This is a genomic window from Paenibacillus sp. FSL R7-0163 (assembly GCF_037969975.1).
GTDB lineage: Bacteria > Bacillota > Bacilli > Paenibacillales > Paenibacillaceae > Paenibacillus_AQ > Paenibacillus_AQ odorifer.
In genome coordinates this window covers 3,289,670-3,314,388 of sequence record NZ_CP150224.1, presented here as the reverse complement: position 1 = coordinate 3,314,388, position 24,719 = coordinate 3,289,670, and the positions used below count along the sequence as shown (strand labels likewise).

At 43.2% G+C, this 24,719-nt stretch carries 22 protein-coding genes; 16 read left to right on the top strand and 6 right to left on the bottom strand.

Annotation, left to right across the window (positions count from 1 at the left end):
- Positions 1 to 14 precede the first annotated feature (14 nt).
- The 7 genes from NST45_RS14785 to NST45_RS14755 all read left to right on the top strand — a co-directional run bounded on the left by NST45_RS14785 (position 15) and on the right by NST45_RS14755 (position 7,305).
- Positions 15 to 1,352: an extracellular solute-binding protein gene (locus NST45_RS14785; RefSeq protein WP_036686225.1), complete on the top strand. Its 1,338-nt coding sequence runs from the start codon at positions 15 to 17 to the stop codon at positions 1,350 to 1,352.
- 164 nt (positions 1,353 to 1,516) lie between these two features.
- Positions 1,517 to 2,416, top strand: coding sequence for a sugar ABC transporter permease (locus tag NST45_RS14780; protein ID WP_036686586.1), 900 nt, complete (start codon positions 1,517 to 1,519; stop codon positions 2,414 to 2,416).
- A 3-nt stretch (positions 2,417 to 2,419) separates the two neighbouring features.
- Positions 2,420 to 3,259 (top strand): carbohydrate ABC transporter permease, encoded by an 840-nt coding sequence (locus NST45_RS14775; protein ID WP_038570347.1) that lies wholly within the window; start codon positions 2,420 to 2,422, stop codon positions 3,257 to 3,259.
- Between the two features lie 57 nt (positions 3,260 to 3,316).
- The gene (locus tag NST45_RS14770; RefSeq protein ID WP_038570350.1) at positions 3,317 to 4,429 is read left to right on the top strand and encodes a rhamnogalacturonan acetylesterase; all 1,113 of its coding nucleotides are present in this window, start codon (positions 3,317 to 3,319) and stop codon (positions 4,427 to 4,429) included.
- A gap of 112 nt (positions 4,430 to 4,541) precedes the next feature.
- On the top strand, positions 4,542 to 5,333 hold the full coding sequence (locus tag NST45_RS14765; protein ID WP_036686230.1) for an SDR family NAD(P)-dependent oxidoreductase: 792 nt from the start codon (positions 4,542 to 4,544) through the stop codon (positions 5,331 to 5,333).
- A gap of 181 nt (positions 5,334 to 5,514) precedes the next feature.
- Positions 5,515 to 6,231 (top strand): MgtC/SapB family protein, encoded by a 717-nt coding sequence (locus NST45_RS14760; RefSeq protein WP_036686231.1) that lies wholly within the window; start codon positions 5,515 to 5,517, stop codon positions 6,229 to 6,231.
- A gap of 84 nt (positions 6,232 to 6,315) precedes the next feature.
- Positions 6,316 to 7,305 (top strand): aldose 1-epimerase, encoded by a 990-nt coding sequence (locus tag NST45_RS14755; RefSeq protein ID WP_036686233.1) that lies wholly within the window; start codon positions 6,316 to 6,318, stop codon positions 7,303 to 7,305.
- A gap of 80 nt (positions 7,306 to 7,385) precedes the next feature.
- Here the strand turns inward: NST45_RS14755 and thrS are convergent, their stop codons facing one another.
- Complete coding sequence (thrS, locus tag NST45_RS14750; RefSeq protein ID WP_076213013.1) at positions 7,386 to 9,299, bottom strand: threonine--tRNA ligase; 1,914 nt, start codon at positions 9,297 to 9,299, stop codon at positions 7,386 to 7,388.
- Positions 9,300 to 9,771: 472 nt separating this feature from the next.
- Between thrS and NST45_RS14745 the strand changes: the two genes are divergently transcribed.
- Positions 9,772 to 10,440: a TraX family protein gene (locus NST45_RS14745; protein WP_076101665.1), complete on the top strand. Its 669-nt coding sequence runs from the start codon at positions 9,772 to 9,774 to the stop codon at positions 10,438 to 10,440.
- A gap of 92 nt (positions 10,441 to 10,532) precedes the next feature.
- Positions 10,533 to 12,050 (top strand): copper amine oxidase N-terminal domain-containing protein, encoded by a 1,518-nt coding sequence (locus tag NST45_RS14740; protein WP_051491446.1) that lies wholly within the window; start codon positions 10,533 to 10,535, stop codon positions 12,048 to 12,050.
- Positions 12,051 to 12,148: 98 nt separating this feature from the next.
- Here the strand turns inward: NST45_RS14740 and NST45_RS14735 are convergent, their stop codons facing one another.
- Positions 12,149 to 13,546, bottom strand: a complete 1,398-nt coding sequence (locus NST45_RS14735) for a metallophosphoesterase (protein ID WP_076144057.1) — start codon at positions 13,544 to 13,546, stop codon at positions 12,149 to 12,151.
- Between the two features lie 272 nt (positions 13,547 to 13,818).
- Between NST45_RS14735 and NST45_RS14730 the strand changes: the two genes are divergently transcribed.
- Together NST45_RS14730 and NST45_RS14725 are read left to right on the top strand one after the other, a co-directional pair.
- On the top strand, positions 13,819 to 14,418 hold the full coding sequence (locus NST45_RS14730; protein ID WP_038570356.1) for a nitroreductase family protein: 600 nt from the start codon (positions 13,819 to 13,821) through the stop codon (positions 14,416 to 14,418).
- Between the two features lie 71 nt (positions 14,419 to 14,489).
- Positions 14,490 to 14,684: a hypothetical protein gene (locus tag NST45_RS14725; RefSeq protein ID WP_036686240.1), complete on the top strand. Its 195-nt coding sequence runs from the start codon at positions 14,490 to 14,492 to the stop codon at positions 14,682 to 14,684.
- A gap of 83 nt (positions 14,685 to 14,767) precedes the next feature.
- Here the strand turns inward: NST45_RS14725 and NST45_RS14720 are convergent, their stop codons facing one another.
- Positions 14,768 to 15,925: a peptidylprolyl isomerase gene (locus NST45_RS14720; RefSeq protein WP_038570359.1), complete on the bottom strand. Its 1,158-nt coding sequence runs from the start codon at positions 15,923 to 15,925 to the stop codon at positions 14,768 to 14,770.
- A 185-nt stretch (positions 15,926 to 16,110) separates the two neighbouring features.
- Complete coding sequence (locus NST45_RS14715; protein WP_036686243.1) at positions 16,111 to 16,446, bottom strand: hypothetical protein; 336 nt, start codon at positions 16,444 to 16,446, stop codon at positions 16,111 to 16,113.
- 206 nt (positions 16,447 to 16,652) lie between these two features.
- Here NST45_RS14715 and NST45_RS14710 point away from each other — a divergent pair, with 206 nt between their 5' ends.
- Positions 16,653 to 17,759 (top strand): lactonase family protein, encoded by a 1,107-nt coding sequence (locus tag NST45_RS14710; RefSeq protein ID WP_038570362.1) that lies wholly within the window; start codon positions 16,653 to 16,655, stop codon positions 17,757 to 17,759.
- Positions 17,760 to 17,895: 136 nt separating this feature from the next.
- On the opposite strand, the gene hfq is transcribed toward NST45_RS14710, so the two are convergent.
- Positions 17,896 to 18,117: an RNA chaperone Hfq gene (gene hfq / locus NST45_RS14705; RefSeq protein ID WP_036686247.1), complete on the bottom strand. Its 222-nt coding sequence runs from the start codon at positions 18,115 to 18,117 to the stop codon at positions 17,896 to 17,898.
- 110 nt (positions 18,118 to 18,227) lie between these two features.
- Between hfq and NST45_RS14700 the strand changes: the two genes are divergently transcribed.
- Positions 18,228 to 18,869, top strand: coding sequence for a phosphatase PAP2 family protein (locus NST45_RS14700; RefSeq protein ID WP_076144055.1), 642 nt, complete (start codon positions 18,228 to 18,230; stop codon positions 18,867 to 18,869).
- A 68-nt stretch (positions 18,870 to 18,937) separates the two neighbouring features.
- On the opposite strand, the gene NST45_RS14695 is transcribed toward NST45_RS14700, so the two are convergent.
- A complete protein-coding gene (locus tag NST45_RS14695; protein WP_036686251.1) occupies positions 18,938 to 19,441 on the bottom strand; it encodes a hypothetical protein in 504 nt (167 codons plus the stop codon).
- 184 nt (positions 19,442 to 19,625) lie between these two features.
- Here NST45_RS14695 and NST45_RS14690 point away from each other — a divergent pair, with 184 nt between their 5' ends.
- The 3 genes from NST45_RS14690 to NST45_RS14680 all read left to right on the top strand — a co-directional run bounded on the left by NST45_RS14690 (position 19,626) and on the right by NST45_RS14680 (position 24,687).
- Positions 19,626 to 20,669: an aromatic acid exporter family protein gene (locus tag NST45_RS14690; protein ID WP_038570371.1), complete on the top strand. Its 1,044-nt coding sequence runs from the start codon at positions 19,626 to 19,628 to the stop codon at positions 20,667 to 20,669.
- 220 nt (positions 20,670 to 20,889) lie between these two features.
- Entirely contained in the window at positions 20,890 to 23,241 is a 2,352-nt protein-coding gene (gene helD / locus NST45_RS14685; RefSeq protein WP_038570373.1) for an RNA polymerase recycling motor HelD, read from the top strand.
- A 132-nt stretch (positions 23,242 to 23,373) separates the two neighbouring features.
- Positions 23,374 to 24,687, top strand: coding sequence for an MFS transporter (locus NST45_RS14680; RefSeq protein WP_080742475.1), 1,314 nt, complete (start codon positions 23,374 to 23,376; stop codon positions 24,685 to 24,687).
- Positions 24,688 to 24,719 lie beyond the last annotated feature (32 nt).

Below are 24,719 nucleotides of genomic sequence, written 5' to 3'. Positions count from 1 at the left end.
TAGGAAAAGGGGACATGAAATTGAAAAAGAGATTCGCTTTACTAGCCGTACCATTATTGCTGTCGTCGATGTTAGCTGGTTGCGGTGGAGGTAACAACAATAACAATGCTGCCGCTACGGATTCCGCTACAAATACTCCTTCGGAAACGAAACCTGCGGCTACGACCTCAGCAGAACCAGTAACCTTGCGAATCGCATGGTGGGGTGGAGATACAAGACATTCTTATACACAACAAGTTATCGATATGTATGAAGCCAAATACCCGAATGTAACCATTGAGCCTGAATATGCATCCTTTGATGATTACTGGAAAAAGCTTGCTCCGCAAGCCGCTGCAAATAGGCTTCCTGATATCGTTCAAATGGATATTTCTTATATCAATCAATATGGATCTAACGGACAGCTCGAAGACTTGAAACCTTATTTGAACTCTCAGATTCAAGTCGGCGATGTGAATGAGAACGTGCTGAGTACTGGAGTGATCGGTGAGAAGCAATACGGAATTCCGTTAGGGGTTAACGTACTTGGTTTTCAATATGATCCAGAATTGCTGAAAAAGGCAGGTGTTGATTCTATCCCAGAGAACTGGACTTGGGATCAATACAAGGAAATCGCCGCAAAAGCTAAGTCGGCTGGACTGTACATGGATGGTTCCATGGCAGCAGACGTATTCTTCAACTATTATCTGCGTACAAAAGGGCTGGCACTCTATAACAATGATGGTTCCGCTCTTGGTTATGAGGACGATGCGTTGTTCACTGACTTTTTCGGAATGTTGTCTGGTCTGATTAAAGATGGAGCGGTCCCATCACAAGACAAACTGAGCCAAAATAAAGGGGTTATTGAAGAGTCGGATATTGTTAAAGGGACAGGTATCGGTGTATGGCAATGGTCGAACCAATACGTTGCTTTGCAAATCGCTGTAAATCGTCCTATGGAGCTGGCACAAATGCCTGGTCCAGATATGGATAAAGGGCTTTACATGCAGCCAAGTATGTACTGGTCAATTACTTCTAACTCTAAAGTGAAGGAAGAAGCAGCGAAGTTCGTTGATTTCTGGATTAATGATGTGGAAGCTAACAACCTGATCAAAGGCGAACGCGGAGTACCAATTTCAAGCAAAATCAAAGAATCTGTAGCTACACAATTAACTGATTCCGGTAAGCAAGTATTTAAGTTTGTTGCTGACATGGAGCCTACTACTTCACCTATGAGTCCACCGGTAGGATCCCCAGAGGTTGTAGCACTGCTTACAGACCTCGCTGAACAAATGAACTTCGGAAAAATCGACCCAGCAGCAGCAGCGGCACAGTTCCGAAAAGAAGCGAACTCTATTCTCTCCAGCCGTTAAACGTAGGGTAACAGATAACTATACTGCGTCTCACATGGGAAACGGCATGCCATTTCGCTAGGCGGCATCCCGTTTCCCATATTATTCACATAAAAAGGAGTTGGAGACCCTTGGCCTTAACGAATCCCCTACCTTCGAATCCATTGGCTGTTAAGAAAAATAAGTTGACCGGCCGGCGGTTACGAAGCAACCTTACAGGATATGCCTTCATCAGTCCGTTCGTCATTGGCTTCCTTTGCTTCACACTGATCCCAATGATCATTTCGCTGTATCTCTCTTTTACTAAATACAATTTATTCGCTCCACCTAAGTGGATTGGATTTGATAATTACATCAAAATGTTCTCCAATGACCCGAAATATTTGCATTCACTAAAGGTAACCCTGCTTTACGTATTTATCGGTGTGCCTTTACGTCTAACCTTCGCATTATTTGTGGCTATGATTTTAAATACGAAATCGCGTATGGTAGGAGCTTATCGGACAACTTATTATTTACCTTCTATTATAGGTGGCAGTGTGGCGGTCTCCATCATGTGGCGTAATATTTTTAGTGATACTGGAATTATTAACGGCATGCTTGGCTTTTTCGGAATTGGACCGGTAAGTTGGTTTGGCAATCCGAACGCTGCGCTTATCATGTTGATAACTCTATCTGTGTGGCAGTTTGGCTCATCCATGTTGATCTTTCTGGCAGGTCTCAAAAATATTCCTGGTGAAATGTATGAGGCAGCTAGTGTGGATGGAGCCGGATTCTTCAGAAAGTTCTTCAAGATTACTATGCCACTCTTAAGTTCAGTGATTCTGTTTAATCTAGTTATGCAGACGATCAGCGCATTTATGACCTTTGTTCCAGCTTATATTATCTCTAAAGGTGAAGGCGGACCTATGGACGGCACTATGTTGTATTCTCTCTATTTATTCCGTCAGGCTTTTATGTTTAATAATATGGGTTATGCTTCGGCTATGGCTTGGGTGATGTTGTTGCTTGTCGGCATCATGACCGGAATCTTGTTCAAGACATCCAAATCGTGGGTCTTCTACGAGTCGGAAGGAGGAAAATAATCCATGGCGAAAATTAAACTGAAATGGCCGCTTTATCACATCCTTATAGGTGGCCTCGCTATCGTTATGCTGTATCCGATTCTGTGGATGATCATGAGTTCTTTTAAAGAGAGCCGGCTTGTGTTTGTTACAGCGCAGCACCTTATACCTGATCCATGGGAATGGGGGAACTATGCTAAAGGCTGGGAAGGTATTGCAGGTTACTCCTTTGGTGTCTTCATCAAGAACTCTTTCGTAATTGTCATTGTCGCAACACTGGGCGCAGTCATTTCATCTTCACTGGTTGCCTTTGGTTTTGCCCGCAATAAATTTGTAGGCCATGGCTTATGGTTCGGAATCATGATGATGACCCTGATGCTTCCTTCCGATGTGGTGCTCGTCCCTCAATACATTATCTATGCCAAATTGGAATGGCTCGACAGTATCAAACCGATCGTTGTTCCACAGTTCTTCGGTGTCCCGTTTTTCATTTTCCTAATGCTGCAGTTTATTCGGACCATTCCTGTTGAACTTGATGAAGCGGCTACCATCGATGGTTGTGGGAAATTTGGACTTTATTTCAGAATTATACTTCCGCTTATCCGTCCTTCTATGGCTACTGCGGCAATCTTTTCCTTCTATTGGCGTTGGGAAGACTTGCTTGGACCGGTATTGTACTTGAACTCACCTTCTAAATATACAGTTTCGATGGGGCTGAAAATGTTCCTGGACAGTGAGTCCGTATCCAACTGGGGTCCAATGTTCGCCATGTCTGTTCTAAGTTTGGCACCAGTCATGATTATCTTCTTTATCTTCCAAAAGCAGATTGTAGAAGGAATCAGCACCAGTGGTTTGAAAGGTTGATTTCAGCAAATGAATATAAATGTTTTGAATCTCTAATTAAGAAAGGTGCGGCTGAATTTGGATAGCTATCGTTTTGATTTTGGGATTAAGGAAGCTGAGCCTGGCTACACCAAAATTCGGCCGGACACATCTTATTCTAAGGAAATAGGGTATGGTTTCACTTCTGATTCCACCGTCTTTGGTCGTTTCAGAGGGGGAACAGATATACTGCGAAGTGATTGCTGCATCCCACAGAAAGCAGTTTTTCTTCTGGATCTCCCGAATGGGATCTACCGTGTTACGCTGCTGTTGGGTGATGCTCTGGCAGAGACCAGCACATTTATCAAAGCTGGAGAAGGCAAGTTCGTATTGGACACTCTAAATGTGCCTGCGGGCCAATATTTACGCGAATCCTTTGCAATTAGAATTAAGGATGGGCAGCTAAAGCTATCGTTCTCGGGTGCGGCACCGCGTATTAACGCCTTGGACATTCAGATGGACAATGAAGCGCTAGTCTTGTTTCTGGCGGGAGATTCCACGGTGACCGATCAAGGGGAAGAAGGTTATCCCTATGCGGGGTGGGGTCAACTGCTGCCACGCTGCTTCAAAGCGGGAATAGTTGTTGATAACCGAGCACTTTCTGGACGCAGTTCCAAGAGTTTTATTGAGGAAGGGCATTTGGAGGGCATTGCCGCAGATATCAGACCCAGAGATTATCTGTTCATCCAGTTTGGACATAATGATTCCAAAACTGATGATTTAAGACATACCGAGCCCTTTACTACATATAAGGAACATTTGCTCCGGTTGATTACAGTCGCCCGAGAAGCGGGGGCCTATCCGGTTCTTGTGAGCTCTGTACATCGGCGAAGATTTGATAGTGAAGAAGCAATTGTAGACACGCATGGAGATTATTTAATCGCCATACGGGAACTCGCAGATACCGAGCAGGTTTCACTGATTGATTTAGCCGAGAAGAGCCGCAAGCTCTTTGAAGCTTATGGCTCAGAGGGCTCAAAAGATTTATTCATGTGGAGCTATCCAGGAGAATTTATTGCGCATCCAGGTGGCGTGCAGGATAATACACATTTTCAGATTTTAGGGGCTCGTCTTCTAGCTGAACTTATAGTGGAAGGGATCCGGGAAGCCGGATTAAACGATCTCATCATTCATCTTCGTCAGGGAGAATAATAATCCTAAAGGAAAAGTAAATATCTGTCGGTTCAACTTCTGTATGCAAGGTTAAGGTTAAGGAAAGAACTTAACTGGAAGACTTGCATGATAAGAAGGAGGATATCACGATATGGCAGATAAAAAGCTTGTAGGTAAGGTTGCAGTTGTAACCGGAGGCGGCTCAGGAATTGGCCGGGCAACCGTGCTTGAGTTCGCACGTAACGGAGCCAAAGTTGTATTATTGGACAGAACTGTGGAGAACGCTGAAAAAGTTAGACAGCAAGTGGAGAAAGAGGGCGGAGAAGCCCTAGTTATCGAATGTGATGTTGCTGAACCACCACAAGTGGAAGCGGCGATAAACAAGGCGGCCGCGAAATGGGGTCGTCTTGATGTTGTTTTTGCCAACGCAGGGATTAATGGGGCGATGACGCCTATTGAAACGATGGATATTGAATCTTGGGATCAGACCATTCATATTAACCTGCGTGGAACCTTCGCGACTGTAAAATATGCGATACCGCATCTAAAAGAAAGCGGAGGCAGCATCCTGATCAACAGCTCCATTAACGGAAATCGTGTGTTTTCCAATGTTGGTTTTTCTGCTTACAGCACGACTAAGGCAGGACAGGTTGCTTTTATGAAAATGGCGGCACTGGAACTGGCTCAATTTCAAATCCGCGTAAATGCGATCTGTCCTGGGGCTATAAAGACCAATATAGATGACAACACTTTTCCATCAGAGGATCTGAAAGAAGTGAAAATCCCAGTAGAATTTCCTGAGGGAGATCAACCGCTGGAAGAAGGTCCGGGGCGACCTGATCAAGTAGCGAAGCTGGCTCTGTTTCTGGCGTCGGAAGATTCAGATCATATTACGGGGACGGAAATTTATTGTGACGGTGCAGAGTCGCTTCTGCATGGTTAATTTTCCAACATAATCTTGACCTCTCATAACGGATTCCATCCTCGTCGCTATGCCGGACCACACGGGTCGAAAGAGCATAAGCGCTGAGGATGGTTATACCGTTTTTTGTTGTAAAATAAAGCTAATCATTATCTCCAATTTCCGTTATAATGGAGTATCTCTGGAGAAAGGAGATTGCGATATGGATTTTCAATTGGAATCATTAATGAAGTTACTAGTGGCCATGCTGTTCGGGCTGTTCATCGGGATTGACCGACAGATCAAGCAGAAACCGCTGGGGATACGGACCAGTATGGTCATAAGCATTGCGAGCTGTCTTGTCACAGTGGTGTCTATCCATGCCTTTGATAAGTTCGCAGGGCCAGAGCATCCAAACATGGACCCGATGCGGCTTGCGGCTCAGATTGTCAGCGGGATTGGTTTTTTGGGTGCGGGTGTTATTCTGCGTAGAGGCGGAGATGCCATTTCGGGCCTTACTTCGGCAGCACTCATCTGGACAGCTTCTGGAATTGGTATAGCTGTGGGTGCGGGATTCTATATTGAAGCAGCATATGCGGTTATTCTGCTGATGTTTGCTGTGAATTTAGTTCCTCATTTAATCCGCTCGCTAGGACCAGAAGTACTGAATAAACATGAAGTTTCAGTGAGGATCATTATGGAAGCTAATTTTGTGCTTACAGAAGTGATCCAAAAAATCGAGCGGCCTCAGGTCAGCTCGCAGCGTAGTACTAGAGGTCCATCCCGAGCGATTCGAAGAATGAAAATTAAAGATTTGGAAGATGGCAGACAAATGATCGATATGGTGATCTCAGCCCCGGATCGAGATTACGCAACAGAAATTTATTACGATGTGAAGAAAATTGAACATGTAATGAGCGTAGAAGTGGAGCAATTGTAAAAAGAGCATGTCACCTCATGACTAGATGTGGTAATCTATCAAGTGGAGACAATTATCAGACACTGGAAGGGAGAACAATATATTATGTCAATCACAGCGTATGAAGGACAATATGAAGGAGAAGCAGCTATCTGGTTGAAAGCCGGTCGTTATGAGGCAGCTATTCTGCCAGGCATTGGCGGCAACCTGATCTGTTTTCGTGATACCGAAAACGGATATCGCTTCCTGCATGAGCCTGGAGCTGAAGAAATGGAAGCCTTCAAGGCAAGTCCGGGGATTCACGGAATTCCTGTATTATTTCCTCCAAATCGTTATGAGGATGGTAAATTTCCATGGAATGGTCAAACTTATCAATTCCCCGTAAATGAAGTTGCAACGGGCAACCATTTACACGGATTTTTACATACTGCAGCTTGGGAAGTCGAAGAATTTGGCAGCGGTAAGACTGAAAGCTTCGTAACCGTATTCATCAAGGTGGATGAGAATCATCCTTCTTATCAATATTTGCCACATAAGTATACGATCAAATTGCGTTATACCCTCGGCGAAGGAGGATTATCTCAACAGGTGCTGGTACACAATGATGGAGATGACGTGATGCCTTGCTTGCTGGCATTCCACACTGCCATTAACGCACCATTCGCACCAGGAAGCTCGGCACAAGATTACCGCGTAAAAGCTACTATTGGCGAGCGCTGGGAGCTTAACGACCGCATGCTGCCAACAGGCAAATTCCAGGCGTTGGAGCCAGGAGAAGTTCAGCTTCGTGAAGAAGGTGTGAATCCATATTTTGCATCGATGGACAATCACTACACGGCTGTACCTCAGAACGGACGCAACCGGATGGAGCTTACCGATAGCAAAGCTGGAGTAACCTTGGTGTACGATGTAGGGACTTCGTACAAACAATGGATGATCTGGAATAACGGTGCTACAGAACAGTTCTTCTGCCCTGAGCCACAAATTAACTTGGTGAATGCGCCAATGGTAGACCTTCCTGCTGATGATATCGGCTTGTTCAGCCTGAAACCAGGCGAATATTGGGAAGAAAGCAGCCGCCTGTACGTAAAATAGAGTTCATGTGAATATGAATAGGTTATAAAGAAGGGGCTGTCTCAAACGTAGTTTTTCTACGATTAGACAGCCCCTTAAATTTATCTCTTACTAATAATCTCTTCATTAATCTGTTTAATGATGTCTTGGATACTCTTCGAACCAAGATCACCTTCACCACGTTTTCTTACAGAGACAGTGTCGGAATTTTTTTCGTTCTCCCCCAGTACGAGCATGTAAGGTGCTTTTTCAAGCTGAGCTTCACGAATTTTGTAGCCTAACTTCTCATTTCGAATATCTACTTCGACACGAATGCCAGCCTTCTCCATTTGATGCTTCACTTGCAGTGCATAGTCAACATAGTTCTCAGAGACTGGCAATAACTTCGCATGAACAGGTGCGAGCCACAGTGGGAAAGCTCCAGCGAAATGCTCAGTAATAATCCCCATAAAACGATCGATCGATCCATACACAGCGCGATGGATTACGACCGGGCGATGTTTAAGATTATCTTCCCCGATGTAAGTAAGATCGAATTTCTCTGGCATTTGCCAATCTAGTTGGATTGTTCCACATTGCCAGCTTCGTTTTAGCGCATCTAAGATATGGAAATCAATCTTAGGTCCATAGAACGCGCCATCCCCTTCATTCACTCGATATTCGATCCCGAGATTGTCTAATACATTTTGTAAAGATTGTTCAGCCTGATCCCATAATTCTTCAGATCCCATATAATCTGCCGGCCGAGTAGATAATTCAATCTTATACTCAAAGCCGAACACTTGATAAATATGGTCAATCAGTGAGATTACCCGTCTTATTTCATCCTCGATTTGCTCTGGCAAAACGAAGAGGTGAGCATCATCCTGGCAGAAAGTGCGGACTCTCATCATCCCGTTAAGTGCTCCAGAATATTCATGGCGATGCACTTGACCGAATTCCGAGATACGGATAGGCAGTTCCCGGTAGGAATGCAGATTGTTTTTGAAAATTAGCATATGCCCAGGGCAGTTCATCGGCTTAAGGGCAAATTTTGTTTCATCTACATTTGTGAAATACATATTGTCCTTGTAGTGATCCCAGTGCCCCGACTGCTCCCAAAGCCGATTGTTCATCATCAGCGGTGTACGAACTTCATCGTAATCTCTCTGTCTTTGTAATTCCCGGGCAAAGTTCTCAAGCTCTGTACGGATTGTCATTCCCTTGGGAAGATAGAAGGGCATGCCTGGCGCTTCTTCAGAGAACATGAACAACTCAAGTTCTTTGCCGAGCTTACGGTGGTCACGTTTTTTAGCTTCTTCAAGAAACAGTAAATGTTCCTCTAACTGCGCTTTTTTAGGAAAGGCAGTTCCATAAATACGTTGCAGCATTTTGTTATTGGAATCTCCACGCCAGTAGGCACCCGCTACATTCAACAGCTTAAAGGCTTTGACCAAGCCAGTTGAGGGAAGATGTGGTCCACGGCAAAGATCGGAGAATTCACCTTGATCATAAATAGTTAATACTGTGTCTGCCGGCAGATCATGAATAAGCTCCAGCTTTAAAGGCTCATTCAACTCTTCAAAAAGTTTAATGGCCTCTGCGCGGCTCACCACACGGCGGACAATCTGGTGATTCTCTTGGATGATTTTCGCCATTTCTTGTTCGATTGCAGCAAGATCATCAGTGGATAGAGGTTTGTCAATATCAATGTCATAATAGAAGCCGTCTTCGATAACAGGACCTATGCCTAGCTGGACAGCTTTATCTCCATATATACGTTTTATGGCCTGCGCCATGATATGTGCAGTACTGTGTCTATAAACCTCAAGACCGTCTTTGCTATCCAACGTAACAATATCGAGCCGGCAATCATGTTCGATCGCTTGGTTTAGATCAACAGATTTTCCATCAATTTTTCCAGCTACAGCATTTTTTTTCAGACTGGTACTTATGGCACCTGCTGCTTCTTTAATCGTTGTTCCTTGCAGTACCTCTCTAATTGTTCCATCTTGCAGTGTTACCTTGATCTTCATGATTTTAGCCTCCGTTTCTCAAATATTGTTAGTTGTGAACGCAAAAAAACGCATCTCTCCCAGAAAGGGACGAGTGCGTTCAGCTCGTGGTTCCACCCTAATTCGACCTGTCACATGGACAGGACCTCATTGGTATCCGATATCGGGGATAAATCGGTGCCGCATACTACCGAAAAACAAAGTTCTACGGATTCAGCGTCACGGCTACAAAGGGGTAACTTCACAACCGGTAACTGGAGAAGCTTGCAGCCTGGACTTCTCTCTCTGGACAGTTCGTGTAGGAAATCATGTCTTTGATCATTGCCATATTCTGTTGCTAGTTAATATTACTCAATAGTATTCGATAAAGTCAAGGGGGGAGGTGCACAGAAAGCGGATGATCGTTTCTCCGCGTTCTTCATTTGCTTATTGGTAAAGGAAATGAGGAAGGGCTTGGCGAATTTATATTTCAATATGCTTAAGGAGGATTGTAATGCAGATTATTGCCATGCTGACGATGCTAATCGACCATATTGGCTATATCTTTTTCCCGGAGAATCTTGCTTGGAGATATGTAGGGAGAATAGCTTTTCCGATTTATTGTTATGGGCTTGTGCAGGGACATATCCATACTTCATCCAGACCTAAATATTTATTACGGTTGCTCTTGATAGCGATTGTTGCTCAGATTCCCTATAATTTAGCGCTAAATTCTGGTGGCTGGAACGTGGTGTTTACGTTATTGCTGTCGGCAATCGTACTGGTTATTTTGGACAAACTGCCTTCACTATGGCTAGGTATACCTGTGGTAATTGCTGCTATAGTGTTAATGGATTATTACCCTATAGATTATAACGCGTACGGTTTGCTCTTAGTATTGATTTTTCGTTATACGAAATCGTACTGGCTTGTTGGAGCCCATTTGGCACTGAATCTATTCTATATGTTTTATAATTATTGGGTTGTACAGATGCTAAGTATTTTACCTACCTTGCTGATTGCTTTTACGCCTTTGATTTGGAATCGCTTGGAGCGGCATCGGGTTCCGCGCTGGGTGTGGTGGTCATTTTATCCTGCACATTTACTGATGTTGGCAATAGTTAAGGCTGTAATTTACAAGGAATGGGCTCAGATCGAATGGCGAAGTTTGTTGAATATTTAAACATTTTACAATAAAAGGAACTTTGATTTACAAAACTTACCTTAGCTGAGATAATGGATTGATTTCACAAAATAATATGAAGGAGACATGCTATGAGTAGAGTTAAAGCAAAAATGAAGTGGTTTTTGCCTTTTGTCGCACTGATGCTAGTTCTTGCCGGCTGTCAGTCGGTAGGGGGGTTCGATGTTAATAAGGCGTTGATTGGGGATGTTGATGTTAAATCATCAGAATCCAGTATGACTTTTTCCATGAATGCTGAGCCCATAGAGGGAATTAGCGCGGAAGATAAGGAAATGGTTGATCTTATTAATTCTTTTTCCTTGAATATTAGTAAAGCTAAGTTACAAGATAATGGGAGTTTATCGGCCCAAGGAACTGTTGGTTATAAACAATTGGATATTCCATTCACCTTGTTTATGGACAAACAAACACTTGCTTTTACAGTTGAAGGAGCAAAACAACCGTTCTACTTCCCTGTACAAGGATACGATGAAATCTTAGGTGAAGTAGGCTTGGATACGGCAAAAGCTGAAGATGTCAGTAAGCTGTTGACGAAATTCGTTGTTAAGAATCTTCCTAATCCTGGCGTAATCAACATTACACCGGTTAGTGATGCTGTGTATGGCGAGCAGTTGAACATGACGAAGCTGCATGCAGAAGTGACGGGTGATGAGCTTCCTGCACTGTTAAAAGGCTTCCTGAAGTCTGTCTCCAAAGACACAGAAGGTTTTACTGAATTGGTAGGTGGTCTTTACGACTATCTGTACCCTGTGATCAAAGCTATGGATGAAGACGGTTCTGGCGATATTTTCAATCTTGGATTCGGAGATATTCCACTGGATGATAAAGAAGCTGTCGTAACTGTATTGCATGATGCTGCCAAATTGGCTGTTGATGCATTGCTGCTAGTATATGACAATCAAGTGGACAGTCTTTACAAATCAACTCCTGAGATTAAGACTGTGTTGAGTAAGGATACGAAGTTATCTGTTGATATTTTCGTTGATAGTGCTCTGCATGTGCGTAAACAGAATGTTGATCTGAAAGTGGCGCTTCCGGGTACCGAGGATTTCCCACTGAAGAGTCTCTCGCTTAAAGCTTCCAGTCAGGTTTGGAACATTGGCGGTGCTGTAACTGCTGATCCAATCAGCACTGAAGGTGCACTTGATATTTCTTCCGGGCTTACACCTGGAGAGACTTTGAGAAACTTTGCCCCAGATTCTGATGTATATCGTATATTGAAGGATGATCTGGGCATTACGAAGAGAACCATTGTTATCGAACCTGATGACGAATATTATTACCCGATTGTAGACAAGAACACTACTTATATCCCACTGCGTTATTTGGCAGAAGATTTAGATGCTACTGTAGAATGGGATACTGTCAATCGTGCAATTAACGTTACTGATGGTGTGTACGGAGATAAACTGGTGTTCAAAATCGGTTCTTCCGAAGCCTTGATTAACGGCACGGCTGTAAAGCTTGCCCAACCTGTATTTGTTGACGAGTATGGCGATGCATATGTATCCTTGCGTCTGCTTGCTGAAGCGCTTCATGCTACTGTGTCGGTAGATGAAGATGGTTGGATTACTATTGTACGGAACTAGTTGCATCTTAACGATCAATTAACACAATAAACCCAGCTTCCATCTGACGCATAAATGCGAGTGGAGGCTGGGTTTTTTATATGAAATACATAAACCAGTTATTGCTTCGTTAATACCACCTCTAAAGCTATATTACTAAGCTCTTTATCCTCTGTCATACTTTGGATGTATCCACCTAAGAAACCTTCTTGTAGGCCTTCCCAAAGCTTGTAACCTGGCATCGCTTTAATATCTTCTGAGGAGCTGCCGGCTGTCCCCGCGAAGTATCTTACATTTAGCTTGGCCATTACCTCTGCCATCGATGCCTTTTCAGACTGCGTAAAGGAACTCTCCTTTAGACCATCCATAGCTTTGTTATAAGAGTTTGTAGCAAAAATATCCTCAGCATAGGTCTTAAAGTTTAAAAGATTCTGATCTGTAATGCCATTAGCTTTAGCCCATCCTTCTACATTTAAGGGCATTGCTTCATAATTGACGGTTCTGCTCAGAGGATCGAAGGTCATCGCTCCATATTGATGTGGATAAACAGCCATTGCACTTGTTGCGATATCATAAATTGGCATTACTTCCGAAGAAGTTGCCGGGTCTACCTGGATGTCCTGCATATGGATATGGCCTGACAAGACTAAATTAAGTTCATTTTCACGAAGTAACTTTATTGTTTCCTGACTGTTGTTAAGTTTAAAGCCTGAAACAGACATAGAGGTGTGGCTTAGTAGGTTGTGGTGCATAACCGTGAGGACAGAAGCATGCTCCTTGGCAGCTAGTTTAACAGAATTATCTATCCATGATAGGGTAGAGGCGGTCAGGCGTCCGTCCGTTTGGGGGAAACCGTATTTCTGATTGTTATGATATTGGCTGCTGTCAATCATAAGGAGCCATAAATTTGGAGCTGCTTTAACGATGTAACTTAGCGATTCTTTATCACGTGATACAGCCTCTTTGTAGCCGAAATTCTCATACATCTTGGTAAAGTCTTTGTCTGTAATAGAATCCGTAACGAGCTGCTTATCCCCGCTGAAGGATCTGGCCCAAGGATTAAATAAATCATGGTTGCCTGGAATGACATAAACAGAGGTTCCCTGCGCTTCAATTCGCTTTAGTTTTTGGGTTAGCTCCTGATGGCTGCTGCGTTCTCCGTTATTTGTTAAATCTCCACTGAGGATGAGAAAATCAGGCTTCTGCTGCTCAGTATCATAAACCAAGGTTTCAAGGATTTCATCACTGTAAGGCAGCATTTTTCCATCACCGCCAGTTACATATTTCTGAAAAGCTGTACCGCCATCCTGAAGCTTCTTATCTAAGAAGTGAGTATCCGTTGCCACCCAGAAAGTGAGGGGGTGAAGATCAGTCGGATCTAGTTCTGTAAAGGTCAAATTAGACGAATTTGTGTCTTTACAGCTAGTTAGAGCCAAGCTCAGGAAAAGGAGCAGCAACAAAGAGGTAAAGACTGATTTTTTATGTCGAACAAGGGCTTTCTTGCTCAGAAAATTCATGATTATAACCTTCCTTCTATACATTTGCTGCACTATTGTAGCGCATTTTAGCTCGTAGTGTATATCGGAAAAGGAAGAGGGCAGTTTCTAGCCCGCATGAATTGATTAATGATTAATAGATCAGGTGCATAATTAAGCCCATAAATGCGACAATAAGAGTTGGCAACGAATATATCCGACAAAATAAGTTGTGAATAACTGTTGTGTTTTCAGAAAAAAGGTGCTAAGATATACAAAAGTAAGTTACTAAAATTAATGGAGGTAGTTATTTTATGTCTAACAATTTCTTTGAAGCAGTAAAAGGAAGACGTTCCATATATGCCATCAGTAAAGAAACTACGATTTCGGATGCACAAATTGTAGAAATCGTTGAACAAGCGGTGCTACATAGCCCAACTTCATTTAACTCTCAAAGCTCAAGAGCCGTTGTTCTTCTTGGTGAACAACATGATAAGCTATGGGATATCACTACAGAAACATTGCGTAAAATCGTTCCTGCCGAACAATTTGAAGGAACAGCGCAAAAATTAGCGTCTTTCAAAGCAGGTTACGGTTCCGTACTATTCTTCGAAGATCAAACGGTAGTGAAGAGCCTGCAAGAGAACTTCGCTCTATATGCTGAGAACTTCCCAATTTGGGCTAACCAATCCTCTGGTATTCTGCAATTTGTAGTATGGACAGCACTTTCTGAAGCAGGTGTAGGTGCATCCTTGCAGCATTATAATCCACTGATTGATGATGAAGTAAAAGAAGCATGGGGCATCCCGCAAGAATGGAAATTGATTGCTCAATTGCCATTTGGTAAAACCGTTACTCCTGCTGGTGAGAAACAATTCCAACCGGTTGAAGATCGTGTTAAAGTCTTTAAATAAGTGAGATAAGCGTTTGAAACCTCCTTAGCCAGGCTAAGTATGTATATAGACTGGTTAAGGAGGTTTTTTGTATGCCATGGAACAAAGAGGATTATCCAGAATCATTAAAGAACTTCACAGCACCTGTTCGCAATAAGGCAATCGATATTGCGAATGCGCTCCTCGAAGATGGTTATGAGGAGGGGCGGGCGATTTCAATTGCCACAGCGCAGGCGAAAGAGTGGGGGGAGAACCACGATAAACAAATCCGTAAAAAAGGCCATTAAGGCTTAATCAAAGGCCTGAGCATAGAAATAAAAAAAGCAGGACAGCGTTTATTAACGCTTGTCCTGCTTTTTGACTGGCACAATTATTTAGTAGATTCATTTCCTGCTGCTGCGCTTGCAGTTGGCTCAGCTGTTGCAGCTGCATCTTCTTTAGCGTCAGTAAGTGTGTTCGTAATTTTTGCTTTTTCAGTTGTTTCTGACAACCAAGTGGAGGACAGAGTGGAAACCTTTTGCGAAACTAGAGTTTTACGAATTTCATCTTTCTTTTCTTCCAGTGTATAGTCTTTAGCATCTTTATGGTCGGTTACTTTAATGATGTGATAACCATAATCGGATTTCACAGCATCACTGGTTTCACCAACTTTTAGCTTAAAGGCTACATCAGAGAATTCAGCTACCATATCGCCACGTTTGAAGAAGTCTAGATCTCCGCCATTATCCTTGGAACCCGTATCAGAGGATTTTTCCTTGGCAAGAGTAGCGAAATCTGCGCCTTCTTTCAATTGTTTCAGAATTGCATCTGCTTCTTCTTTAGTCTCAACGAGAATGTGGGAAGCGCGAACTTGTTCTTCTTCACTGAAAGTAGCTTTATTTGTGTCATAGTATTCTTTGATTTCATCATCCGTTACAGTGACTTGTGGCTCAAGGATTTTACGCAGCTTTACTTGCAGCGGCATTTGCTTTTTCAAGTCGTCTACAGTCATTGAGCTTTGGGACAAAGCAGCATTAAAGGCAGCCTCTCCGCCGAATTGTGCTTTAAGATCTTCAAGTTCAGTGTTGATGTCTTCATCTGTAACAGTTACGTTGGCTTTTTTAGCCTCTTGATCAACAAGCTCAGTAGTAATCATAGATTGCAGCGTGCTTTCTCCGCCTGCTTCGATCAATTTATCATAAAGTTGTTCTTTTGTAATTTTTGTTCCGTTTACTGTTGCAACAGCTTTTTTGCTGTCGTCTTTTTGGACGACCAGAACAATGATTAGTGCTGCAGCTAATACGATAGAGGCAATCATCCAAGCTTTATTGCTTCTAGGAGCAGTCGGAGGTGTAGGAGGCGTAGCGTTGTTCGCACCGACTTTGTTCATTACTGGAATACTGTCTGCTTTTGTTGTATTCACAGGTTCCTCAGCAGCTGCTTGCGCTACTTCAACCTCTTCATTGATAATCTCGGAAGTGTTCAAATCTTCTTCCGTGGTTCCGTTGTTTTCTAAGTTCTCATTTCCATTCAGATCTTTTTTGTCCATTATTAGTAATGACTCCCTTCAATATAGGTGTTGCTTGTCTATTTACAACTTTAACAGAAATCCTAATCCTAAACCTTAAGAAAGTATAAAAAAAGGCAGGATCTTTTTAAGTTTCTATTAATAAAAAGCAAAAAGCCGGAAATGGCATCAGTAACATGCCCTTCCGGCTAATGGGAATAAGATGTCTACTTCAGTCCTTTCAGAAGATGACGAATGCTTTCTTGTTTTCGTCTTGGGACACGTACGTTTTTAGCATACAGGCCCATTTCACCGAAATAAATGCAGTCATCTGCGATAGAGCTGATCTTGTTCAGGTTGACATAACAGCCACCGTACACATGATAATAACTTGAATTGGACAACAATCGATTTAATTGCTCGGCAGTCATTCTCTTTTTTATGTTATAGTTTCTGCCGTGAAAAATGACCAAATCATGGTCCCCGACCTTAAAGAACAGAATGTCTGTCTCCACCTCGAAGTCCTCGTACACATTTCTGGCTTCCAGCAGGATGCTACTCATTCATGTTCCCCCTTTATACGGAATAAAAGACTAATGTTAGCGCTTTCATTATATCACAACAGTTAATCGTTGGAAAGACCCATTTTTGAATTGTTTCGTACATTTCTAACTTTATCGTTTGTAATTAACGTTTAAAAATTGTAGATTATATAGATGATCACATCTAATGAGTGTGAAGTAGCAATACTTTGAGGAGGAATATAGAGATGAATGAGCAGAATAAGTTATTGCTGTTTACAGGTTCTTATGCAAGTGCCGCAGAAAGCGGAGTGCAGGTGTTTGAATTCGATGGAGCTGCAGGTGGTACGCTAAAGCTGCTGGATTCGGTGCAGGGCTTAACTAATCCTACCTTTGTTAATGTAGATGCCGCAGAGAAACGTCTATACGCTATAGGAGAAAAACCGAATGGTGAGGGTGGAAAAGAAGGCGAGGTTATTTCCTTTGCTATTGATCTAAAGGACGGGAAATTGAGTGAACTGAAACGCATTCCCTCCATGCCTGCCTCTGGCAACCGTCAAACAACCACCTGCCATATCAATAGAGATTTGAATGATGAATACGTGGTTGTATGTAGTTATCATGGTGGAAGTGTTGGCTTGATCAAATTAAATGAAGATAAAGCTGCAGATCAATTAGTTGATGTGGCCGTACATTCAGGTCATGGCCAACATCCTGAACGGCAGGACCGCCCTCATCCCCATTCCGCTATTTTCAGTCCGGACGGGCAGTATGTGTTTGTATCTGATCTTGGGCTTGATTTAATTCGGGCCTATAGAATCAATAGAGAAACCAACAAACTAGAGGTACATGGTGATACGGCGTTGCATCCAGGAGCGGGACCACGCCACTTCACTTTCCATCCAGACGGAAAGTCTGCTTATGTAATTAACGAGGTGGATTCCACCATTACATCGTTTACATATGACAGTGCCGCAGGCACTCTGCACACTGTAGATACAGTGCCGACACTGCCTGATGATTTTGACGAAGAGAATACATGCGCTGAAATCGCTATTTCCAAGGATGGGAAATATCTGTACGCTTCAAACCGTGGGGCTGATAATATTGCCGTATATGCGGTGGATAATGCTTCTGCTAAGCTTACACATCTTGAATATGTATCTACTCGTGGAGGACATCCACGTCACTTCGCATTGACACCAGATGGAGCTTATCTTATAGTAGCGAATCGTGATGCGAATAACCTGGTTGTATTTTCAATAGAAGCGGCTAGTGGCCGACTCGAATTTACTGGAAATACAGCTGAAGTATCCAAACCGGTATGTGTGAAGCCCGTAATTGTTCCTGCATAAAGTTACTCCGCTTGAAGAGTGAATAAGTGATCTTGGGAAATGCTAAAGTGAACACCGGATATAAAGTCCGGTGTTCCCTTTTTTTGAAAATAAAAGCCTGTGATTATCTGGTTGATGAGGTGAATGAGGGAGAAGACTATTTGAGCGAAACGGGCTTAAGAGGTACAATAGTGGATACTGCAGATTTGAATAGCACATTTTGCCTGCCATCACCTTGACCTTGTAAAGTGATTGTGAAAGCATCGTACGAGGTTACGAGCCCTTGCATTTTCACACCATTCGTCGTAAAAATCGTCACAGGGACCTTTGTGGAAATGAACTGGTTCAACAATCGTTCTTGCAATTTTAAACTCTCCACTTTGGCAGCACTCCATCTTCTGTGAATTTTTTCTCTCAATAATTATAACATGGGTTAGTCCCTCACTGGAAATGAGATCAACAGTCACCTGAATAGACATGGAGGTATTTATGCTTTATTATCAGAACTGGTCTAAAGCTTTTCGCTTTTTTTTAGGGTTTGCTGCTTGTTTCGCCGTTATAGCTGTCCTTGTAAGTATGAATAAGGTATCAACCTTTGATAACTATATTATTGATTGGGTACAATCAGCGGAATCACCGGGGTTGACCTCATTCGCCAAAGGTTTATCTCTAATTGGTTCCTCTAAGATCGCTATTGGCATATCTATCGTTACCATGGCACTGCTCTATTTTTTGCTGAAACACCGGTTTGAATTAATCTTGTTCCTATGGGTTGGATTAGGCTCGCAGCTCTTGAATACAATAATGAAGTTATGTTTTCACAGAGAACGTCCGAATTTACATCGTATTGTCGAAGAGATTGGTTATAGTTTTCCGAGCGGGCACTCAATGGCAGCCTTCTCTTTGTACGGCGTTATTGCCTTTATACTGTGGCGTCATCTGCGGCGGAGGCATGAACGGGTCTTATTAATAATGTTCGCTGTATTCATGACCGTGGGGATTGGCTGGAGTCGTATCTATTTGGGTGTTCATTATCCGAGTGACGTTATTGGGGGATATATGGCTAGTGGCGCTTGGCTGATGTTGTCCATTTGTTTATTTCAAATCTACAAGAGCTCGCGTACGAATTAGGATAGATACAAAAACGGATATCTTTCATAGCGCATGAAGATATCCGTCTTTATGTGGAAGAAGATTGGTTAAGGGGTCGTCACATGTTGTTCAGATGTTTTGCGATCCTGGAATTGTCCCATTTTGCTTATTCTTTGCTTCAGCATCGCAGGAAGTCCTGCTTTAAGCTTTTGGGCTTCGTCTTTTGTCAGACGTCCTTCGGTGATGGCTTGATCCAGCCGTTGGTTTGCCGATTCGCAGAGCTTCTGAATATATTGATCTTCCGTCCAGCCTTTTTTCTCAAGAGCAAGCTGCGGGAGCGTTTTGCCTGCTTTCAGGCTATTGATTAGCTCTGTACGATCCATTTCCAGCAGTTTAGCCGTTTCAAAAATAATGAAATGTCCACCAGCCCTAACCTTTCCGTCTTTTCCTGGATGGTGACCGTGACCTTTCTCTGAAGGGTGGGCACCAGGTGCGGTGGCTGTGGGGGTTACTTTCTCAGCAGAAGCACTTCCAATTGGCGCAAGAGCTGGAGACAGGCTGAGAAAAATAACGGTTGTGAAAGTCATTAATCTTTTGATATGGTTATTCATTCACTCACCTCGTATGTTATGTGATAGGCACTACTCGGATTAGTATTCCCTTAAAGCTGAAAGAAACATGAGTGAGAGCTTAAATGTTCTTAAAATTCATCATCTCCAGGCTGGGGTAATTAGAAGTACGCGGGTTCGCTGATGTTCATATTGTAGCGTGGGCTAATTTTTAGGAGGGATAGGTTTGGCTTTAGGAGCTCGCATATTTAAAACAGGTTTGGCCGTTACGCTAGCCCTGTATTTAGCTGTAATGCTTCAATTTCCTTCTGCCGTGGGTGCAGGGATTGCAGCGATTTTCGCTATGCAGCCCTCTATTTATCGTTCTTGGCGTTATTTTCTTGACCAGCTCACGACTAGTACAATGGGAGCCGTTCTGGCTTTACTCGGAGGGATGCTGTTATCCAATAGCCCAATAGCAGTCGGTTTGGTCTGTATTCTAGTCATTATGATCAGTATGAAAATCAACCGGGCGGATACGATAAGTCTTACGTTAGTTACTGTAATAACAGTGATGGAGGCTTCGGGTGAATGGCAATTCGCACTTAATCGCTTTTTATTAACTTTGACAGGTATTGTTTCTGCATTTCTAATCAATATTATTGTCGTTCCTCCAAAACCTCGTAAGCAATACATTAAGCAAATTGAGAATGTTTTTTCAAGCCTCTCTTTATTGCTGAGAACAGCGGTTTCTCATGAGATGAAGGAAAGTGTATTTCGTGATGAAAAAAATGCCTTACATTCATCCATAAAATCGTTGGCGGATAAGTATGCATTGTTTGAGGAGGAGCAGAAGCAGTTAAAACGGGCCAAGTATAGCCAGACTAGACAAATGGTTGTGTATAAGAACCTGTTAGCTTCTTTGCAAAAAGGTTACGATGTTCTCGAGGCTGTAGATCGGCATTATTTCCAGGCGGATCGGACCGAACATACAGATGCTCTATTTGATAATCATTTGGAACATTTAATCAAATATCATCAGCACATCTTACTTAAGTTTGAAGACAAATTAAAGCCCAATGCCAATGATTCCGAACCCTTGGGAGAAGACAATGATGATTTTCTGAATACCGCGATTTTGGGGTATAATGCAGAGAAAATAGGTCAGCTGCGTTTATATGTTGTGGCAGCGGCGATTTATGATTACGGATATCAATTGGAGCGCTTAGATAAAGTGGCCGATCAGATGAATCGTATAGCAGAGGAGAAAGAATCTGTGCACGAAGCCTAAACATAACCTTGTGAAGAGCAACATATAAGCTTTGTAACAGTAAAAAAATCCGGTTCCTTAGGGACCGGATCATCTATTTAAGAGAATACTTGAAATCTCAACTTGTAATTGCTAAAATGAGAAGATATCGAATAAACATGCATTTAAAAACATAAATATGCAAATTTATCATATCACGATTCAAATGGAATGTCAACCTTCCAAAAGGGGATGAAATGTAGTGGATAACAATGAAAGTCAGTGGAAAGAGGAACAGCAACGGGTTGACGGAGTAACCAAACTTCTGTCAGCCCATATTCGCCATTTATCAGAGGAGCTTGGACTTCATCGCAGTGATGTAGTGGATATGCGGAAAGACTTCTGGGAAGAGGTAACCGTAAACTTCAGTAGCCCGGATGATTTGGGAGAAACCTCAACAAGTCTTCGCCAACAGTCCCAAATCCTAAATGAACGGGAACGTCATCATTTGCAATCAAGCAAAGCGCTGAAAAAATATAAAAAGCTGGTTGTCTCTCCTTACTTTGGCCGAATTGATTTCACCGAGGAACCAACTGGCGGGCTGGAAAAGATTTATCTAGGAATTGGATCATTGATGGAGGATGATGGTACCTTTTTGATTTATGACTGGCGCGCGCCTATTTCCAGTCTGTATTATGACGGAGCCCCTGGTCCCGCTGCTTATGAAACACCTGGAGGATTAGTCTCCGGAACGATGAACCTTAAACGCCAGTTTGTTATTGCTGACGGTGTAATTGAAGTTATGTTTGACACTGGGGTTACGATCGGGGATGAGCTGCTGCAGCAGGTGCTAAGTCATAGCGCTGACGATCGGATGAAAAGTATTGTTGCTACAATTCAGAAAGAGCAAAATGCAATTATCCGCAACGACAAAAGCAGGATGCTAGTTGTGCAAGGAGCAGCGGGAAGCGGGAAAACGTCTGCTGCATTGCAGCGGGTAGCTTATCTTCTATATAAATACCGTGAAGTATTATCAGCAGATCAAATGCTGCTGTTCTCACCGAATCCGCTGTTTAACAGCTATGTATCTACAGTGCTCCCGGAGCTAGGCGAAGAAAATATGCAGCAAACAACGTTTCAAATGTATTTGGAACATCGTCTTGGCCATGAATTCCAGCTCGAAGATGTCTTTAGTCAGACCGAAAGTCTACTAAATGCTCCTGATGGTCCTGAGGTGGCTATACGCAGAGAAGGCATTGCCTATAAATCGTCTGTACCTTTCCTAGATGTGATTCGGCGATATGCTACGTTGCTGGAACAGGAGGGCATGCTTTTTAAACCTTTAATGTTTCAAGGGAAAGCAGTGGTCAGTAAAGAAGAAATGGAACGCCAATTCTACGCGTACGATCCTGCCATAAAGCTTGCGAATCGTGTGGATTTGATGATCCGCTGGCTGCTTAAGAAGATCGCAGATTTTACCCATGAGGAAAGAAATGCACAGTGGGTTGAAGATCAGATCGAGCTGCTGGATTCCAGCGATTATCACCGTGCGTATCAGATGTTGCGCCGGAAGAAGAAAGCTTCGCAGGATAGCTTTGACGATTTTGATACCGAAAAAGAAGTGTTATCTCGTTATGTAGTCAGCCAGCGGCTCAAACCACTGCGTGGTTGGACTAAACGGGGTCGATTTGTGGACGTTAAGGGCTTGTACAGCACGTTATTTACAGATCGCGAACTTATGGAGCGCCTCAATGGTGATTATCCTTTACCAGAGGTGTGGGATGATATCTGTGAGCAGACATTGGAATCTATTGGAGTGAACGAGCTTGCTTATGAAGACGCTACGCCATTCCTTTATCTGAAGGAGTTAAGCCAAGGCTTCCGGACCAACACACTGATCCGCCATGTGATTGTAGATGAAGTACAAGACTACTCTCCATTCCAATTAGAGTTCATGCGCCGTTTATTTCCAAGAGCAAAAATGACCGTATTAGGCGACCTGAACCAGGCCATTTATGCACAAGGTGAGGTACTGGGGGATTTGTCTAGTCTCGTAAGTATATATGGTGAAGAAAACACAGAAGTGATCTCGTTAACCCAAAGCTACCGTTCAACTTATGAGATCGTGGAGTTTACGCGGTCAATGATCCCTGGAGGAGAACGGATCGTACCGTTTAATCGGCGGGGAGAAGAACCCCAGCTAAGTGTGGTATCCAGCGAGAAGGAGCTCCTGAATGCTGTAGAACAGGATATCCGGAAGCTGCATTCTGAGGGATATCATTATGTAGCTGTCATCTGCAAAACAGCGGAGGAAAGCGCAAGGGTTCATGCTGAACTGAATCGTAGCCTGCCGGTAAGACTTGTTACAAAGGAAACGCCGAATTTTCAGAAGGGGACACTGGTTCTGCCTGCTTATTTAGCAAAAGGTGTGGAGTTTGATGCGGTCGTCATCTTTGATGGCTCGGCTGAACAATATGGCAGAGAAAGTGAACGCAAATTGTTTTATACGGCTTGCACTCGGGCTATGCACTTACTGCATATTTTTAGCCTGGGTGAACCTAGTCATTTTATTCCGTCCGCTAATGTGGCATCTTTAAGCGCCGGATCGCTGTAACCATAGATCTCTTCATTTTAAGATCGTCCTTTTCGCAGCAGCGGAGGGACGGTTTTTTTGTTTTCATGAATAAAGAAGAGCGAACAAACCACAATAAAGAATGTTGTACACAATGACAAAGGTGGTCAGTTCATGAAGGAAAGAAAATGGGATCTGCTTGCCTTAGCATCAATCCCACTAATAATGACCCTCGGTAACTCCATGCTGCTGCCTATTCTGCCGCAGATCTCCAAAGAACTAGGCATTAGTGCTTTTCAAGTCAGTATGCTGATTACCGTGTATGGATTGATGGCAATTGTAATGATCCCTATTGCAGGTTATCTGTCAGACCGTTTTGGGCGAAAGAAGGTTATTCTTCCTAGTTTAATCATTGCCGCAATTGGTGGTGCCGTCTGCGTGGTAGCTGCTTGGTTTATGAAGGGGGTTAGCGCTTATTGGGTGATCTTAGCGGGGCGTCTGTTGCAAGGAATTGGTGCAGCGGGTGCTTTTCCAATTGTAATACCCTTTGTAGGCGATTTGTTCAAGGAAGAAGAGGATGTGAGCAAAAGTCTGGGAATCATTGAGACCTCCAATACGTTTGGTAAAGTTCTCAGTCCAATTCTTGGTGCCTATCTTGGGATATGGCTCTGGTTTGCTCCTTTTATTGCAATTCCCATTCTATGTCTAATTTCATTTTTTTTAGTTTTATTTCTCGTCCGAAAGCCCGAAGCGAAGGATGAACCTGAGAAACAGGAAATCCGAGCGTTTTTAGCTGGAATTGTGAGTGTTTTACGTAAAAAAGGGCGTTGGCTGTATGCTATTTTTGCCATAGGCGGCATTTGTATGTTTGTGACCTTTGGTGTTCAATTCTATTTATCAGAAATGCTGGAAACTAAATATAAAATGCACGGGGCGACGAAGGGGTTTGTGCTGGCGATACCGCTTGCCCTCTTATGTCTGTCCTCCTATGGCACAGGAAAGATCATTGGTCAGAATAAAACGCTAATGAAATGGCTGGGCTTTGGAGGAATGGTGTTACTGACTGCGGCCATGATTTGTGCGGGATTCAACAAAGGCATTTATTTTTTAGTAGGATTTATGGGTTTAGGCTGTGTTGGAATCGGGATTGTACTTCCTTGTATGGACGCTTTAATCACGGAGGGGATTGAGAAGGAGAACAGCGGCACGATAACCGCTCTTTATAGTAGTATGAGGTTTATAGGGGTAGCGTTGGGACCGCCGGTGGTATCGCTGCTGTTAAGCAGTGGGCATTGGGTATTGTTCGCGTTGATGGCTACAGTAGGGGCAATTGGTGGATTGCTGACCTTATTTGCGGTAACTCCGAGTAAGGGGGAAAAGGGAGAACCAGGCGTTAAAGATACAGAGAAGATAATTCCTCCGATCTGGCCGAAACGTGTTCGCCAAACCTCTGCAATGTCTCTGGATGGAAAAAAGGGCTATCCCTAAGCTGCGTTGCCGCAGCTTGTGGGATAGCCCTC

Excerpts from the sequence above, each read along its gene's own strand:
- NST45_RS14785 (WP_036686225.1), top strand. The coding sequence starts at position 15 with ATGAAATTGAAAAAGAGATTCGCTTTACTAGCCGTACCATTATTGCTG.
- NST45_RS14775 (WP_038570347.1), top strand. The coding sequence starts at position 2,420 with ATGGCGAAAATTAAACTGAAATGGCCGCTTTATCACATCCTTATAGGT.
- NST45_RS14765 (WP_036686230.1), top strand. The coding sequence starts at position 4,542 with ATGGCAGATAAAAAGCTTGTAGGTAAGGTTGCAGTTGTAACCGGAGGC.
- NST45_RS14760 (WP_036686231.1), top strand. The coding sequence starts at position 5,515 with ATGGATTTTCAATTGGAATCATTAATGAAGTTACTAGTGGCCATGCTG.
- NST45_RS14755 (WP_036686233.1), top strand. The coding sequence starts at position 6,316 with ATGTCAATCACAGCGTATGAAGGACAATATGAAGGAGAAGCAGCTATC.
- thrS (WP_076213013.1), bottom strand. The coding sequence starts at position 9,299 with ATGAAGATCAAGGTAACACTGCAAGATGGAACAATTAGAGAGGTACTG.
- NST45_RS14745 (WP_076101665.1), top strand. The coding sequence starts at position 9,772 with ATGCAGATTATTGCCATGCTGACGATGCTAATCGACCATATTGGCTAT.
- NST45_RS14740 (WP_051491446.1), top strand. The coding sequence starts at position 10,533 with ATGAGTAGAGTTAAAGCAAAAATGAAGTGGTTTTTGCCTTTTGTCGCA.
- NST45_RS14735 (WP_076144057.1), bottom strand. The coding sequence starts at position 13,546 with ATGAATTTTCTGAGCAAGAAAGCCCTTGTTCGACATAAAAAATCAGTC.
- NST45_RS14730 (WP_038570356.1), top strand. The coding sequence starts at position 13,819 with ATGTCTAACAATTTCTTTGAAGCAGTAAAAGGAAGACGTTCCATATAT.
- NST45_RS14725 (WP_036686240.1), top strand. The coding sequence starts at position 14,490 with ATGCCATGGAACAAAGAGGATTATCCAGAATCATTAAAGAACTTCACA.
- NST45_RS14720 (WP_038570359.1), bottom strand. The coding sequence starts at position 15,925 with ATGGACAAAAAAGATCTGAATGGAAATGAGAACTTAGAAAACAACGGA.
- NST45_RS14715 (WP_036686243.1), bottom strand. The coding sequence starts at position 16,446 with ATGAGTAGCATCCTGCTGGAAGCCAGAAATGTGTACGAGGACTTCGAG.
- NST45_RS14710 (WP_038570362.1), top strand. The coding sequence starts at position 16,653 with ATGAATGAGCAGAATAAGTTATTGCTGTTTACAGGTTCTTATGCAAGT.
- NST45_RS14700 (WP_076144055.1), top strand. The coding sequence starts at position 18,228 with ATGCTTTATTATCAGAACTGGTCTAAAGCTTTTCGCTTTTTTTTAGGG.
- NST45_RS14695 (WP_036686251.1), bottom strand. The coding sequence starts at position 19,441 with ATGAATAACCATATCAAAAGATTAATGACTTTCACAACCGTTATTTTT.
- NST45_RS14680 (WP_080742475.1), top strand. The coding sequence starts at position 23,374 with ATGAAGGAAAGAAAATGGGATCTGCTTGCCTTAGCATCAATCCCACTA.